This window comes from Paenimyroides marinum (assembly GCF_900108395.1).
GTDB lineage: Bacteria > Bacteroidota > Bacteroidia > Flavobacteriales > Flavobacteriaceae > Flavobacterium > Flavobacterium marinum.
This window is the reverse complement of sequence record NZ_FNXE01000030.1, coordinates 21,940-35,775: the sequence shown is the minus strand read 5'-3', so window position 1 is coordinate 35,775 and position 13,836 is coordinate 21,940. Positions and strand designations below refer to the sequence as shown.

Genomic DNA, 13,836 nt, shown 5'->3' with positions numbered 1-13,836 from the left:
TGATATATTGGTTAAAGAGATATCCACCACAACTAATACCGATCAAATTGATTACAAAATAGACTCATTAAAAAAGTATATTTCAAAAGACATTTATGTTTTTGATAATGATTATGGTATTGTAGATATTTTTGAAAGAGAAATAGATTTTAATTATGTTCATCAAAGAATTGAAATTTCTAACTCTGTAGATGATTTTCAATTAGACTTTGTTAAAAAGAATAATCAAATATTATTGTTTATCATTAAGCTAAATACCTGGGAGTCCAAAAAGAGAAAATTAATCACCAAATATTTCGTAAAAGATTCTTCACTAATAAATGAATATATAAAAAACAGAAACAGTTTTTATAAAACTGATAAACGTTTAGAAGACTTAATCTCTGAGATCTCACTTAATCAAACATTTGCAATAAACTTTGGATACGCTTTCACTCTAACACAAACTGCTAAAGAAATTCAATCTCTTATTGAGAGAAAGAATTACGATGAGATATTTTCCTTTTTAAAAAGTTATAATATTGAAAATCAAGCTTTCGGAACTTATGGACTATCATTAATGAAAAAAAAGAAGATAAAAATACCCAAAGAAATAAAAAGGATAGAAAAACATATAAAGAAAAGAAATTCTGACACATTAATTTGTGCAGGTTGTATATGTGGCATTGTAAAGAAGATATTTTAGGAATATAAAAAACTCTTGAAATTTCAAGAGTTTTTTTATGAATATATTATCAAAAAATTAGCCTATTAACTTATTTTGCAACAAATATTCAGCAATTTGTATGGTATTGGTTGCAGCACCTTTTCTTAAATTATCGGCAACAATCCACATGTTTAGTGTATTTGGCTGACTTTCATCTCTACGGATTCTTCCCACAAAAACCTCGTTCTTGTTTTGTGCGTACAACGGCATTGGATATGTATTGGTATCGGTATTGTCCTGAACCATTATTCCCGGTGTGTTTTGAAGAATTGCACGTACTTTGTTTACATCAAAATCGTTTTCAAACTCAATGTTCACTGCCTCGCTGTGTCCGCCAACAACCGGAATACGAACAGCCGTTGCCGTAACTTTTATGCTGTCATCACCTATAATCTTCATAGTTTCATTGGTCAGCTTCATTTCTTCTTTGGTGTAACCGTTATCTAAAAACGAATCGCAGTGTGGAATAGCGTTTCTGTGAATCTGGTAATGATACGCCATTTCGCCTTTTTCACCTTTGTATTCGTTTTCCAACTGTTGAACCGCTTTTACACCTGTTCCGGTGATTGACTGGTAAGTGGAAACCACCACTCTTTTAATTTGATATTCTTTATGCAACGGAGCCAATGCCATTACCAACTGAATGGTTGAACAGTTAGGATTGGCGATGATTTTATCATCTTTCGTCAACACATTTGCATTGATTTCAGGAACAACCAGTTTTTTCGTAGGATCCATTCGCCAAGCCGACGAGTTATCAACAACAGTTGTACCCACTCCGGCAAATTTTGGTGCCCATTCTAACGATGTGTCGCCACCCGCCGAAAACAAGGCTACATCGGGTTTCATTTCTACGGCTGTCTGCAAATTTACCACCTTATACTTCTTATCCTTAAAAGTTATCTCCTTGCCTACTGATTTTTCCGATGCTACCGGAATTAATTCTGTTACAGGAAAATTACGTTCTGCCAAAACATTCAGCATTACTTCGCCAACCATTCCGGTTGCGCCAACTACAGCTACTCTCATAGATAAAAATTTAAATAAAATGATTAATAATTTGCAGTCGCAAAAATAGGTAATAATTTGAATAGTTGTTAATGAATTTACAGGGTATTAATATCTTTTACGTGAAGTTGTATAGTTACCTTATCTTTCCACTGGTTTTCTGACAACGAATAAACCAGATTCAGTAATTTAAGATTTTTAACCGCATCAACCATAAAACCTTTTTTAAAGGCAATTGCAGGAAATGCCTGTGAGTGGTTTTGCTTTACAAATAAACGCAGGTGTTCGTTGTTTTTTCCGATACATTGGGCATTGCCGGTATCAAAAACATTCGGGGTAAGAAAAACAGGCGTCATGTTTCCCGGTCCGTGCGGTTCAAACTGCTTAAGAATACGCAGTGTTCTTTCGTCAAATTCATTAAAATCAACAACAGCATCAATTTCAACTTCTTCGGTTTGTTGTTCCACACCAATGCTTTCTTTAACCACTTTTTCAAACTTCTTCTTAAAATTTTGATATTCGGTTTCTTCAATCGTTAAACCTGCCGCATACATGTGTCCGCCAAACTGAACAATGTGTTCTGCACATTTCTCCAGTGCCTGATACACATCAAACCCTTTAACCGAACGTGCCGACGCCGCCAGTTTATCACCGCTTTTTGTAAAAACCAAGGTAGGTCGATAATAAGTTTCGATCAACCGTGATGCTACAATACCAATTACGCCTTTGTGCCAATCTTGTTGATAGACAACCGATGTAAAAGCGGTTTCTTCTTTATTTTCAATGATTTGATTTAGAGCTTCTTCTGTAATGTGTTGATCAAGAATTCTTCTGTTTTGATTGAATTCGTCTATTTCTTTGGCACATTCAATGGCTTCTTCCAGATTAAATTCAGTTAGCAACCTAACGGCGTAATTTCCGTGTTTGATACGTCCGGCTGCATTTATTCGGGGGGCGATTTTAAAAACAACATCGGTAATTGTGAATTCATTAATAGCAAACTGTTTTTTCATTGCTAAAATTCCCGGTCGCGGATTGTTGTTGATTACCTGTAAACCATAAAATGCCAGAACACGGTTTTCATCAACAATGGGTACAATATCGGCTGCAATGGCAGTTGCAACCAAATCTAAATACGGAATTAAATCTTGAATGGTTTGATTACGGTTCGCCGCCAATGCCTGTATCAGTTTAAAACCCACGCCGCAACCGCACAATTCTTTAAACGGATAGTTGCAGTCTTTTTGTTTAGGATCTAAAACCGCAATGGCATTTGGAACCTCATCACCCGGCAAATGATGGTCGCAGATAATAAAATCAATTTTTTTTTGGTTGGCATATTCTATTTTATCGATTGATTTTATACCGCAATCTAACGCAATAATCAGCGTAATTCCGTTGTCTTCGGCATAATCGATACCTTGGATTGATATTCCGTAACCTTCTGCATATCTGTCGGGAATATACGTATCCACATCGGGATAAAAACTTTTCAGATATGACGACATCAAAGCAACCGCCGTGGTACCATCAACATCGTAATCGCCAAAAACCAAAATACGTTCGTTGGCTGCAATGGCTTGTTCGATACGACGAACAGCTTTATCCATATCTTTCATTAAATACGGATCGTATAAATCATTTAACGATGGACGGAAAAAATGCTTGGCTTCATTAAAAGTAGTAATACCACGTTGTGCCAGCAAGGTAGCAATAAGCGGACTTACATTTAAAGTTGTTTTTAAATGCTGAATGATTTGGGAATCCGGGTTTTGTTTTAAAGACCAACGCATAGATTAAATATAAAAGCACTTCAAAAAAGTATATTCAAATTATGTAAATATTTTAGTATAACGAATACCGTACTACAAGTTTTGTATTTTTGCGATGAGTATTTTGTCCCACAGACACACGGATGTATTTAAGTAATCATAAACCTTATAATGTTGATAATTAGAATTAATATACCTATTATTAAAAATAATTGTTTTTTATCATCACTATATTTTTTATTAAAATACAAACTGATAAAAAAAGCACACAAAAAAATTGGTATCAATATATCAATATATTTCATAATTATTTTACTCTAAATATTATGCAAAGTAATAAAATGAGCACAGTTAAACAAATCAAAAATTTATACTTAAATAAAAAAGCTATAGTATCCGCAGTTACAGTAGTTAATAAAAATTATTTTTTAATTCCATATGTAAAATTGGATACGGTTTTCCTGAAGAATCTAATTCTGAACGATTGATGGTTTCAAATCCACATTTTTTATAAAAACCTACTGCCTGTTCGTTTTGCTCATTAACATCGACTTTTTTAATGTTCATTTCTGTAATTGCAAAATTGACTAATGTTTTACCAACGTGTTTACCTCTGTAATCAGGATGAATAAATAACATTTCCAGATTTTGTTCTGCCACACCTAAAAATCCAATTATTTTATCTGTTTCGTTTTTTACACATTTCAATGCGACTGCGTCTAAATAAGTATTTAGAATAAGTGGTTTAAAATATTGAATATCTTCTTCTTTTAAAAAAAGATGTGTTGCACGAACTGAAGCTTCCCAAACCTGAATTACTTCGTTATATTCATCTTTTTTAATATCACTTATTTTATACTTCATTTTTATTTCGGTAATTCTTATTTAATTTAATTGTCGGGGATATTATTAAAATTTAAAAGTTCTTTTTTAACCTTAGTCGATTGTTAATTCATTGAGAATTAACTTTCCTGCAAGGTCTTTTTCGACCTTGTAGGTTTTACTATTAATTCAAAACATATAGCTACAAGGTTTTAAAAACCTTGCAGCGTTTAAGAAAAACTCACTTATGTACAAAAACAACTTCAATCTTAACCTCGGCAAAACTGCGGAACATATGCATAACGCCGCAGTATTTTTCAACCGAAAGTTCTACGGCGCGGTTTAATTTTTCTTCGTTCAAGTTACTCCCATAAAAATGGTAGGTAACCGTAACTTTTTCATAAACCTGTGGTTCGGTATCGGTTAAAAAACCTTGGGTTTCAATATTGAAATCGGTTACTTCTAAACGCATTTTTTTGATTAGTGAAGCAACATCCAACCCAGAACAGCCGGATAAAGCCGACAGCATCAACGCTTTTGGACGCAGTCCGTTGTTTGTTCCGCCTACTTCTTCGGCAGCATCAATCATTAAAGAACCGCCCGGGTTGGTCGATTCAAACTGCATGTTTCCTTTCCACGTAGTGGTAATTAAATGACTACTCATGTTTATTCTTTTTTTCTTTTTGTTTACCTGCTACAATTACAACTATTTCGCCTTTTGGCGGTTTTGCTTCAAAATGTTTGAGCACCTCATCAACTGTACCTCGCACGGTTTCTTCATGTAATTTTGACAATTCCCTTGACACGGAAACTTGTCGTTCTTTACCAAAATAGGTTTCAAATTCTGCCAACGTTTTTACCAGTTTATGTGGCGAAACATACAAAATCATGGTTCGGGTTTCTTCTGCCAATGCTAAAAAACGGGTTTGTCGTCCTTTTTTATCGGGCAAAAAGCCTTCAAATACAAACTTATCGTTTGGCAAGCCGCTGTTAACCAAAGCCGGAACAAACGCCGTTGCGCCCGGTAAACATTCCACAGGAATATTGTTTTCTACACAGGCACGTGTTAATAGAAAACCAGGATCGGAAATTGCGGGCGTACCTGCATCGGAAATCAACGCAATGGTTTGTCCGTTTTTTAATTTCTGCACCGCGTTTTCAACCGTTTGGTGTTCGTTGTGCATGTGGTGACTTTGCATAGGTGTACCAATTTCAAAATGTTTTAACAATTTGCTGCTGGTGCGGGTATCTTCTGCCAAAATTAAATCGACTTCTTTTAAAACCTTAATGGCTCTAAACGTCATGTCTTCTAAATTGCCAATAGGCGTTGGTACAATGTATAATTTACTCATTTTTAAAGGAATCTTTTTTCTACCAACTGCATAAAACGGTTTTCGTAATCTTCTTTTCCGTTCCAGTTGTTAAATTCGGGTTTTACCAGATCATCAATAAAATCTTTGGCTTCTTCGTAGCTTTCAATAGTATTTAATTGCGAAATTACCCGGTTTAAATCGTCGCTGTTACCATTGAACAAATTTTTTTCAAAAGCAATACGGTCGTTTAATCCAATCGAGATTTTATTGGCAAAGGCATCGTTTATAGATTTGTTTAACGGAATCTGACGATAGTTTTCAGCAGGCTTTTCAACCGATTGAGTAGATACGAAATGCTGCGGTGCTTTAAAATTTTCTTCCTTGTCTGTTTCTTTACTGAACAATTCGGTATGAGGCAATGAAAAAACAGGATCAATTTCTATAGTGGCACGTTCTACCGCTTCTTTAGCATCTTCCTCAGGATCTTTCCCTTCGATTTCTTCGATTTCCTCGTCTATTTCTTCGATTGTTTTTTGGGTTTCTTCGATAGACGGAGTAAATTCAATAATATCTGTTTCCGGTGCTGTTTCACTTTCTACTGTATCATCAACCAATATTTCTGTGGTTTCTTCCAAATCAACTTCATTGTTTTCTTCTGCAATTGCTTCATCAATAGCCGCTGCTTCTGTAACGTTTAATTCAATAGGCGTGATTAGTTCTTCTTCGAAAGTAACTACATCATCTTTCTTTTCTTCGGTTAAAAAAACACTTGAGGCTTCATCTTCTTTAGGCATCTTCTCTTTCGTTTCTGTCTGGTCTGGTTCTTCAAGCAATTTTTCTTCGGTAATCAATGGATCTAAACGGTATTTATTGTCTTCATAAAACTGAAGTAAGATCAGTTTATTATGTAATTCTTCGGTTTCTTTCAACAAAGAAGCTATTTCAGATTTGTCTTTTAATTTTAAAATCCGGTGGGCAATGCTTATTAAATCGGATTCAATGATTTTTTTCATAACTTTTAAAGGTTTTAAGTTTAACCAATTTATTTTGATAAATTTGTAGGATACAAAGTAACAGAAAAAACTGTTTTAAACAATTTTATAATTGCTAAAATGTTTCTTGAAAATCCTGTAAATCATAAAGAACAATTTGGATGGATCGAAGTAATTTGCGGTTCAATGTTTTCGGGCAAAACCGAAGAATTAATACGCAGATTGCGCCGTGCACAGTTTGCCAAACAACGCATCGAGATTTTTAAACCGGCTGTTGACACCCGTTATGACGAAGACAACGTGGTATCGCATCAGGGCAACGAAATACGATCTACGCCTGTACCCGCTGCCGCAAACATCAGACTTTTGGCAGATGGCTGCGATGTGATAGGAATTGACGAAGCACAGTTTTTCGACGATGAAATTGTTGCCGTATGTAATGATTTGGCAAATGCAGGTATCCGTGTAATTGTTGCCGGACTGGATATGGATTTTAAAGGACAACCCTTTGGTCCAATGCCCGCTTTAATGGCTACTGCCGAATATGTTACCAAAGTACACGCTGTTTGTACACGCACCGGAAATTTAGCCAATTACAGTTTTAGGAAAGCTGCAAATGACAATCTGGTAATGTTGGGCGAAACCGAAGAATATGAACCATTAAGCCGAGCTGCTTATTACAAGGCGATGCATAAAAAGACAGATTAAGTTTTCATTAAAAGATAAAATCTCTTTTGTTAATAAACCTAAAAATAGAAGTGTTTTCACTATATTTGTAAGCAAAAATTTATTTCGATTTAAACAAATCTTATCATAATGTCAAAATCAAAAATTATTTACACATTGACAGATGAGGCGCCGATGTTGGCTACTTACTCTTTTTTACCTATTGTTAAAGCTTTTACTGCACCCGCAAATATTCAAATGGAAACACGCGATATTTCTTTGGCAGGAAGAATCTTAGCAAACTTTCCACAATTCTTAAAAGAAGATCAAAAAATAGGTGATGCCTTAGCAGAATTAGGAGAATTGGCAAATACTCCGGAGGCTAATATTATTAAATTACCAAATATTTCTGCATCTATCCCACAGCTGGCTGCTGCCATTGCCGAATTACAGGCACACGGTTACGCAGTACCAAACTATCCGGCAGATCCAACAAACGAAGAAGAAAAAACAATAAAAGCTACTTACGCAAAAGTATTGGGATCAGCAGTAAATCCGGTTTTACGCGAAGGAAACTCTGACCGTCGTGCCCCTAAAGCTGTTAAAAATTACGCGAAAGCAAATCCACATTCAATGGGTGCCTGGTCTGCAGATTCTAAAACAAAAGTAGTATCAATGACACACGGTGATTTTTATGCTACAGAAAAATCGGTTACGGTTGAAAATGCTTCACAATTTAAAATTGAATTTGTTGGAAAAGACGGTTCGGTAAAAGAATTAAAAGGTTTATCACCCTTAAAGGCTGGCGAAGTTATCGATTCATCGGTAATGAGCTTAAACGCCCTAAAAGGTTTTGTGGCAGATGCAGTTGCAGAAGCAAAAGCAGCAGGCGTTTTATTATCGGCACACTTAAAAGCTACAATGATGAAGGTTTCGGATCCTATTATTTTCGGAGCTATTGTTGAAGTTTATTTTAAAGATGTCTTTGCAAAATTCGCCGATTTATTCAATCAGTTAAACATTAACCCAAACAACGGTTTAGGAGAATTATACGCTAAAATTGCAGGAAACGCACAAGAAGCAGAAGTAAAAGCGGCTATTGATGCGGCTATTGCAAACGGTCCGGCACTTGCTATGGTAAATTCTGACAAGGGAATTACCAATTTACACGTTCCGTCTGATGTGATTGTTGATGCTTCTATGCCGGCAATGATCCGCACATCAGGTCAAATGTGGAATAAAGAAGGAAAACAACAAGACACTTTCGCATTAATCCCTGATCGTTGTTATGCTGGTATTTACACTGCTGTAATTGACGATTGTAAAGCTAACGGAACCCTAGACCCTAAAACCATGGGATCTGTTCCAAATGTTGGGTTAATGGCACAAAAAGCAGAGGAATACGGTTCGCACGATAAAACATTCCAGGCAGAGGCAGAGGGGACAATCCAAGTAGTTGATGCAGAAGGTAATGTATTTATGACACAAGAAGTTGAAACCGGAGATATTTTCCGTATGTGCCAAACTAAAGATGCACCTATTCAAGATTGGGTAAAACTGGCAGTGAACCGTGCACGTTTATCAAATACACCGGCAGTTTTCTGGTTAGACGAAAACCGTGCCCACGACAGAGAGATTATTAAAAAAGTAAACAAATATTTACCTGATTTTGATACCACAGGATTAGATATTCGCATTTTAAGTCCGATTGATGCTTGTAAATTCTCTTTAGACAGAATTCGTAAGGGCGAGGATACCATTTCCGTATCAGGAAATGTTTTACGCGATTATTTAACTGATTTATTCCCTATTTTAGAAGTAGGAACATCAGCAAAAATGTTGTCAATCGTTCCGTTAATGAATGGTGGCGGATTGTTTGAAACCGGTGCAGGTGGATCGGCTCCAAAACACATCGAACAGTTTATCGAAGAAGGTTATTTACGTTGGGATTCATTAGGGGAATTTTTGGCATTAGGTGCATCGTTAGAGCATTTATCGCAAACACAAAACAACCCGAAAGCTATGGTATTAGCAGATACATTAGATATTGCTACAGAAAAATTCTTGGCTACAGATAAATCTCCGGGAAGAAAATTAGGAACGATAGACAACCGTGGTTCGCATTTTTACTTGGCAATGTATTGGGCAGAAGCTTTAGCAGCACAAACAAAAGATGCAGATTTAGCAGCTTTATTCGCACCAATTGCACAAGAAATGATAGCTAACGAAGCTAAAATTAACGACGAATTAATCGCATCGCAAGGTAAACCACAAGAAATTAAAGGTTATTACCAACCAAATTTTGATTTAACATCAAAAGCTATGCGTCCGTCTGCAACGCTAAATGCAATTGTTTCTAAATTAGGATAATTCATTAATTTACATACACAAAAACCGTCGTAAATTCGACGGTTTTTTTATATCTTTTCATTTCATAAAAATTGTAACAATGAGAACATTAATTTATTTCTTGATACTATTTCCTTTAATTTCTTTTTCTCAAGATATTTCTAAAAGTGAATTTATAAAACTAATAAAGGAACGCATTAAAATTGTTAATGCTGATGGAGTCTCTTATTCTGATTTACGTTTATTCGCAGATAACACTGACAGCTTGTTTTTTAAAACAAATAAGTTTACAATTTATGTAGATCGAGGTGAAAAATATCAAAAATATATATGTAGAAAGGTTGAGTTTGATTTTTTAAATTTAAATGAAGTTATTTTTACAGATACACAAACTTGCAAAGAACCTGCAAACTCTTATGTTACAACAGAATATAAAAGATTTAGATATAAAGTTTTTAAAGAACAAAAAAGGCTTTATGTTGAATTTGAAAACAAATTCAGTAAAAGAAGATATAGAGTTATTGATACTGTAAGGAATAATAAACGTATTACATCATTTACTTTAATTGAGATTTAAATATTTTATATGAAAACCTTACATATAGCATCGGTTGCCATTATCAATCCAAACAAAGAACTACTTTTAGTTTGTAAGAAAAATTCAGAATTTTATCAGTTAACCGGTGGTAAAATGCAAAATGGCGAGAATGATATCGAAACCATAATTCGTGAAGCTAAAGAAGAAATTGGTTTAGAAATTCAACCTCATCAGTTAACTTTTTTAGGATCGCACCAAACAAAAGCCGTAAACGAACACAATACAATGGTACATGGTTACGTTTATTGGTTACATCTGCCCTACTTTTTTGAACCGGTGATAGCAAATGAAATTGATAAATTTGTGTGGATGAACAAAAATAATTATCAAGAATACAGCTGGGCACATTTAGCTAAAGAATTGGTTCAACCCAAATGGCTATCATTATAGTACCATACATTTTAAAAACTTTATGAAAAAAACTCTTTTAATTGTTACACTTTCATTGTGGGGTATTCAAAGCCGCGCACAAGACCGCCATTTATTTGCAGGATACATCTACGATGAACAAACCGGTGCTGCAATTGCAGGTGCATCTATTAAAAAAAGTAACTCGGTAATATCTCAAAAATCAGATGAAAACGGCTATTTCTTTTCATCTACATCTTTTGCCACTTTCACAATAACCATAGAAAAAACAGGTTACGAAACTTATACTGAAGAAATTAATCACACAGAGGCAGCTACCAGAACGTTTTATTTAACACCAATTTATGCAGAACCAAACGAGTTAGATGAAATCATTATTACAACATCTAACAAAATCAATATTCGCAAACCCGAAATGAGTGTTAACAAGCTTACTGCTGCCGAAATTAAAAAAGCACCGGTGGTTTTGGGTGAAACCGATATTTTAAAGACCATTTTATTGTTACCAGGAGTTGTAAATTCGGGTGAAGGAACATCGGGCTTTAACGTTCGCGGTGGTGGATCAGATCAAAATTTATTGTTGTTAGATCAAACTTCGGTTTATGGATCATCACACTTATACGGATTTTTCTCGGTTTTTAATAACGATGCGGTTAGCAATATCAAACTGTACAAAGGCGGAATTCCGGCTCGATACGGCGGTCGTGGTTCTTCGGTTTTAGAAATCAATCAGAAAGAAGGTGATTATAAAGATTTTAAAGCAACCGGTGGAATTGGACTTTTATCAAGCAGATTAATGGTTGAAGGTCCGGTTATTAAAGATAAATTATCGTATTTATTTGCAGGTCGTGCATCGTATGCGCATTTGTTTTTAAAACTGACCGATATTGAAAGTTCAGCCTATTTTTACGATTTAAATACCAAATGGAGTTATTTAATGAACGATAAAAATCAGTTGTATTTTACCGGATATTTTGGACGGGATATTTTTAAATTCAATGATAGTTTTGATAATAAATTCGGAAACACCGTTGCCAATTTAACCTGGAACAGCAAATATTCATCAAAAATAAACAGCGAAGCTTCGGTAAGATATTCTGATTATTATTACGGATTGACATTAAACTTTGTGGGTTTCAGTTGGGATTCGGGCATTAAGAATTATGATTTCAATTATAAAATCAATCACGAAATTAGCGATAGACTTTCTTTAAAATACGGCATCAGCAGTTTGTACTATAACTTCAATCCGGGTACAATGGAACCTAACAAACCCGATTCACAGATCAATTCGTTCCAAATTCCGCACAAATACGCTTGGGAAAATGCAATTTTTATAGAAGCCGAACAAGAAATTAATTCGTTTTTATCGGTAAATTACGGCTTGCGATACAGTATGTTTAAGCGTTTGGGCGAAGAAAACATCAATTTGTACGAGAACAATAATCCGGTGGTTTACAATCAACAAACCGATACGTATGAAAAAGCAGTCCCGATCGGCACAAAATCTTACGGTAAAAATAAAAGTATAAGCAAGTTTGATAATTTTGAACCGCGTGTGGCTGTTTCGGTGAAACTAACCGACGATCAATCGGTAAAAATGAGCTACAACCGCATGGCGCAGTATGTTCATTTAATTTCAAACACCACATCGGCAACTCCGTTAGATATTTGGGAACCAAGCGGGCCGTATGTAAAACCGCAAATTGTGGATCAGTATGCCGTTGGATATTTTCAAAATTTAAACGACAATAAATATTCGTTAGAAATTGAATCGTACTTTAAACTGGGTAAAAATCGTTTGGATTATATCGATGGTGCCGATTTAATAGGAAACCGCGCTATTGAACAAGTACTTTTAAACGGAAAAACCGAGGCTTACGGTTTGGAATTTTTATTCAGAAAAAACGAAGGAAAATTAACCGGTTGGGTTGCCTACACCATTGCAAAAAGTATGCAGCAAACTCCTGGTAGAACCCCGCAAGAAACCGGTATCAACAACGGCGAATGGTATAGAACTCCGCACGATCGTTTGCACGATTTATCAATTGTGGCTACGTATGATTTTAGCAAAAAATGGAATTTCAGTGCAAGTTTCACGCTGCAATCAGGAAGACCGGTAACCTATCCCGACGGTAAATACGAATTTTTAGGTGTGCAGGTGCCAAACTATAACAAACGTAACAATTACAGCATGCCGGCTTTTCATCATTTAGATATTTCGGCAACCTACACGCCAACTAAAAATGAAAACCGCAAATGGCAAAGCGAATGGGTTTTTGGAATTTACAACGTGTATAACCGTAAAAACGCAGCGTCGATTAGTTTTAGATCGGTTGAAGATTCTAACACTATGACCGAAACTACCAAGCTTTCTATTTTTGGAATTGTGCCAAGTGTTACCTATAATTTTAAATTTTAACATGAAAAAGTTACTTTACATATTCGCTACTGTTTGCAGTTTGCTTTTTGTAAGCTGCGAAGAAGATATTACGCTTGATTTTGATAAAAACATACCACGTTTGGTTATTGAAGGAAACCTTTTTGTAGGCGAAACCGATTACAACAAAATTCATCTTTCTACCACAACCGATTTTTATTCTGGTGTTTTCCCCACAGTTGATAATGCCGATGTTTCTATTAAAGATACCGACAGCAATACGGTTTATCAGTTCACAAATGTTGGAAACGGAGATTTTACAAACGAACTTTTTCAGCCCGAAATTGGCGGAAATTACGAGTTAACCGTTATGTACAATAACGAAACCTATACAGCAACTTCTACCCTATTAACATCGCCAGAAATTTTAAATGTCAATCAAAAAGACGATGGCGGTTTTGGTGGGGATTCTTATGAAATTGCGTTTAATTTTCAGGATGATGCCAACGAGGAAAACTATTATCTGGTTCAAATGATTTCGCCTGTTGATAATTATTTTGGTGTAACCGACGATCAATTTACAAACGGAAACATCATGAACGATATGTATTTTTTTGATAAAGAAGATTTAAAACCAGGTGATACGTTAGATCATTCTATAACTTCGATTAGTAAACAATATCATCAGTATCTGTCAAAATTATTGTCTATTGCAAACCAAAGCGGTAATCCGTTTTCTAGTCCAATGGGAACTATAAAAGGAAACATCGTAAATCAAACAAATCAATCAAATTTTGCATTGGGATACTTTCATATCGCTAAAAGAAATCACTATACGTACACTGTAAAATAATTCAATTA

General features: G+C 35.2%; 13 protein-coding genes. 7 read left to right on the top strand and 6 right to left on the bottom strand.

From position 1 onward, the window contains the following. Nucleotides 1–685 (top strand): hypothetical protein (locus BLW20_RS14705; protein WP_177165073.1); only part of this gene is annotated, 685 nt, incomplete at its 5' end. Between the two features lie 57 nt (nt 686–742). On the opposite strand, the gene BLW20_RS10430 is transcribed toward BLW20_RS14705, so the two are convergent. The 6 genes from BLW20_RS10430 to BLW20_RS10405 form a co-directional block, all read right to left on the bottom strand. After that, nucleotides 743–1,735 carry an aspartate-semialdehyde dehydrogenase gene (locus tag BLW20_RS10430; protein ID WP_091100263.1) on the bottom strand — a complete coding sequence of 331 codons (993 nt, stop codon included), beginning with the start codon at nt 1,733–1,735 and terminating at the stop codon, nt 743–745. Between the two features lie 77 nt (nt 1,736–1,812). Next, complete coding sequence (recJ, locus tag BLW20_RS10425) at nt 1,813–3,507, bottom strand: single-stranded-DNA-specific exonuclease RecJ (RefSeq protein WP_091100259.1); 1,695 nt, start codon at nt 3,505–3,507, stop codon at nt 1,813–1,815. Nucleotides 3,508–3,897: 390 nt separating this feature from the next. Continuing rightward, on the bottom strand, nt 3,898–4,350 hold the full coding sequence (locus tag BLW20_RS10420; protein WP_091100255.1) for an acetyltransferase: 453 nt from the start codon (nt 4,348–4,350) through the stop codon (nt 3,898–3,900). 199 nt (nt 4,351–4,549) lie between these two features. After that, nucleotides 4,550–4,972 carry an OsmC family protein gene (locus BLW20_RS10415; RefSeq protein ID WP_091100250.1) on the bottom strand — a complete coding sequence of 141 codons (423 nt, stop codon included), beginning with the start codon at nt 4,970–4,972 and terminating at the stop codon, nt 4,550–4,552. After that, entirely contained in the window at nt 4,965–5,660 is a 696-nt protein-coding gene (gene rsmI, locus BLW20_RS10410; protein ID WP_091100247.1) for a 16S rRNA (cytidine(1402)-2'-O)-methyltransferase, read from the bottom strand. The genes BLW20_RS10415 and rsmI overlap by 8 nt, the downstream gene beginning before the upstream one ends. Before the next feature lie 2 nt (nt 5,661–5,662). After that, nucleotides 5,663–6,634, bottom strand: a complete 972-nt coding sequence (locus BLW20_RS10405) for a hypothetical protein (RefSeq protein ID WP_091100244.1) — start codon at nt 6,632–6,634, stop codon at nt 5,663–5,665. A gap of 99 nt (nt 6,635–6,733) precedes the next feature. Between BLW20_RS10405 and BLW20_RS10400 the strand changes: the two genes are divergently transcribed. The 6 genes from BLW20_RS10400 (at nt 6,734) to BLW20_RS10375 (ending at nt 13,828) form a co-directional block, all read left to right on the top strand. Continuing rightward, entirely contained in the window at nt 6,734–7,321 is a 588-nt protein-coding gene (locus tag BLW20_RS10400) for a thymidine kinase (protein WP_091100236.1), read from the top strand. A 105-nt stretch (nt 7,322–7,426) separates the two neighbouring features. Then, nucleotides 7,427–9,649, top strand: a complete 2,223-nt coding sequence (locus BLW20_RS10395; RefSeq protein WP_091100232.1) for an NADP-dependent isocitrate dehydrogenase — start codon at nt 7,427–7,429, stop codon at nt 9,647–9,649. Between the two features lie 79 nt (nt 9,650–9,728). Then, complete coding sequence (locus BLW20_RS10390) at nt 9,729–10,205, top strand: hypothetical protein (RefSeq protein WP_091100228.1); 477 nt, start codon at nt 9,729–9,731, stop codon at nt 10,203–10,205. Nucleotides 10,206–10,214: 9 nt separating this feature from the next. Continuing rightward, nucleotides 10,215–10,616: an NUDIX hydrolase gene (locus BLW20_RS10385; protein WP_091100225.1), complete on the top strand. Its 402-nt coding sequence runs from the start codon at nt 10,215–10,217 to the stop codon at nt 10,614–10,616. Nucleotides 10,617–10,638: 22 nt separating this feature from the next. Beyond that, nucleotides 10,639–13,017 carry a TonB-dependent receptor gene (locus BLW20_RS10380; protein WP_091100221.1) on the top strand — a complete coding sequence of 793 codons (2,379 nt, stop codon included), beginning with the start codon at nt 10,639–10,641 and terminating at the stop codon, nt 13,015–13,017. A 1-nt stretch (nt 13,018) separates the two neighbouring features. Further along, complete coding sequence (locus BLW20_RS10375) at nt 13,019–13,828, top strand: DUF4249 domain-containing protein (RefSeq protein ID WP_143037775.1); 810 nt, start codon at nt 13,019–13,021, stop codon at nt 13,826–13,828. Nucleotides 13,829–13,836: the final 8 nt, after the last annotated feature.

What these genes read in the sequence shown, in the direction of transcription:
- BLW20_RS10375 (WP_143037775.1), top strand. Translation starts at nt 13,019, where the DNA reads ATGAAAAAGTTACTTTACATATTCGCTACTGTTTGCAGTTTGCTTTTT.
- BLW20_RS10390 (WP_091100228.1), top strand. Translation starts at nt 9,729, where the DNA reads ATGAGAACATTAATTTATTTCTTGATACTATTTCCTTTAATTTCTTTT.
- BLW20_RS10380 (WP_091100221.1), top strand. Translation starts at nt 10,639, where the DNA reads ATGAAAAAAACTCTTTTAATTGTTACACTTTCATTGTGGGGTATTCAA.
- BLW20_RS10430 (WP_091100263.1), bottom strand. Translation starts at nt 1,735, where the DNA reads ATGAGAGTAGCTGTAGTTGGCGCAACCGGAATGGTTGGCGAAGTAATG.
- BLW20_RS10400 (WP_091100236.1), top strand. Translation starts at nt 6,734, where the DNA reads ATGTTTCTTGAAAATCCTGTAAATCATAAAGAACAATTTGGATGGATC.
- recJ (WP_091100259.1), bottom strand. Translation starts at nt 3,507, where the DNA reads ATGCGTTGGTCTTTAAAACAAAACCCGGATTCCCAAATCATTCAGCAT.
- BLW20_RS10415 (WP_091100250.1), bottom strand. Translation starts at nt 4,972, where the DNA reads ATGAGTAGTCATTTAATTACCACTACGTGGAAAGGAAACATGCAGTTT.
- rsmI (WP_091100247.1), bottom strand. Translation starts at nt 5,660, where the DNA reads ATGAGTAAATTATACATTGTACCAACGCCTATTGGCAATTTAGAAGAC.
- BLW20_RS10420 (WP_091100255.1), bottom strand. Translation starts at nt 4,350, where the DNA reads ATGAAGTATAAAATAAGTGATATTAAAAAAGATGAATATAACGAAGTA.
- BLW20_RS10405 (WP_091100244.1), bottom strand. Translation starts at nt 6,634, where the DNA reads ATGAAAAAAATCATTGAATCCGATTTAATAAGCATTGCCCACCGGATT.
- BLW20_RS10385 (WP_091100225.1), top strand. Translation starts at nt 10,215, where the DNA reads ATGAAAACCTTACATATAGCATCGGTTGCCATTATCAATCCAAACAAA.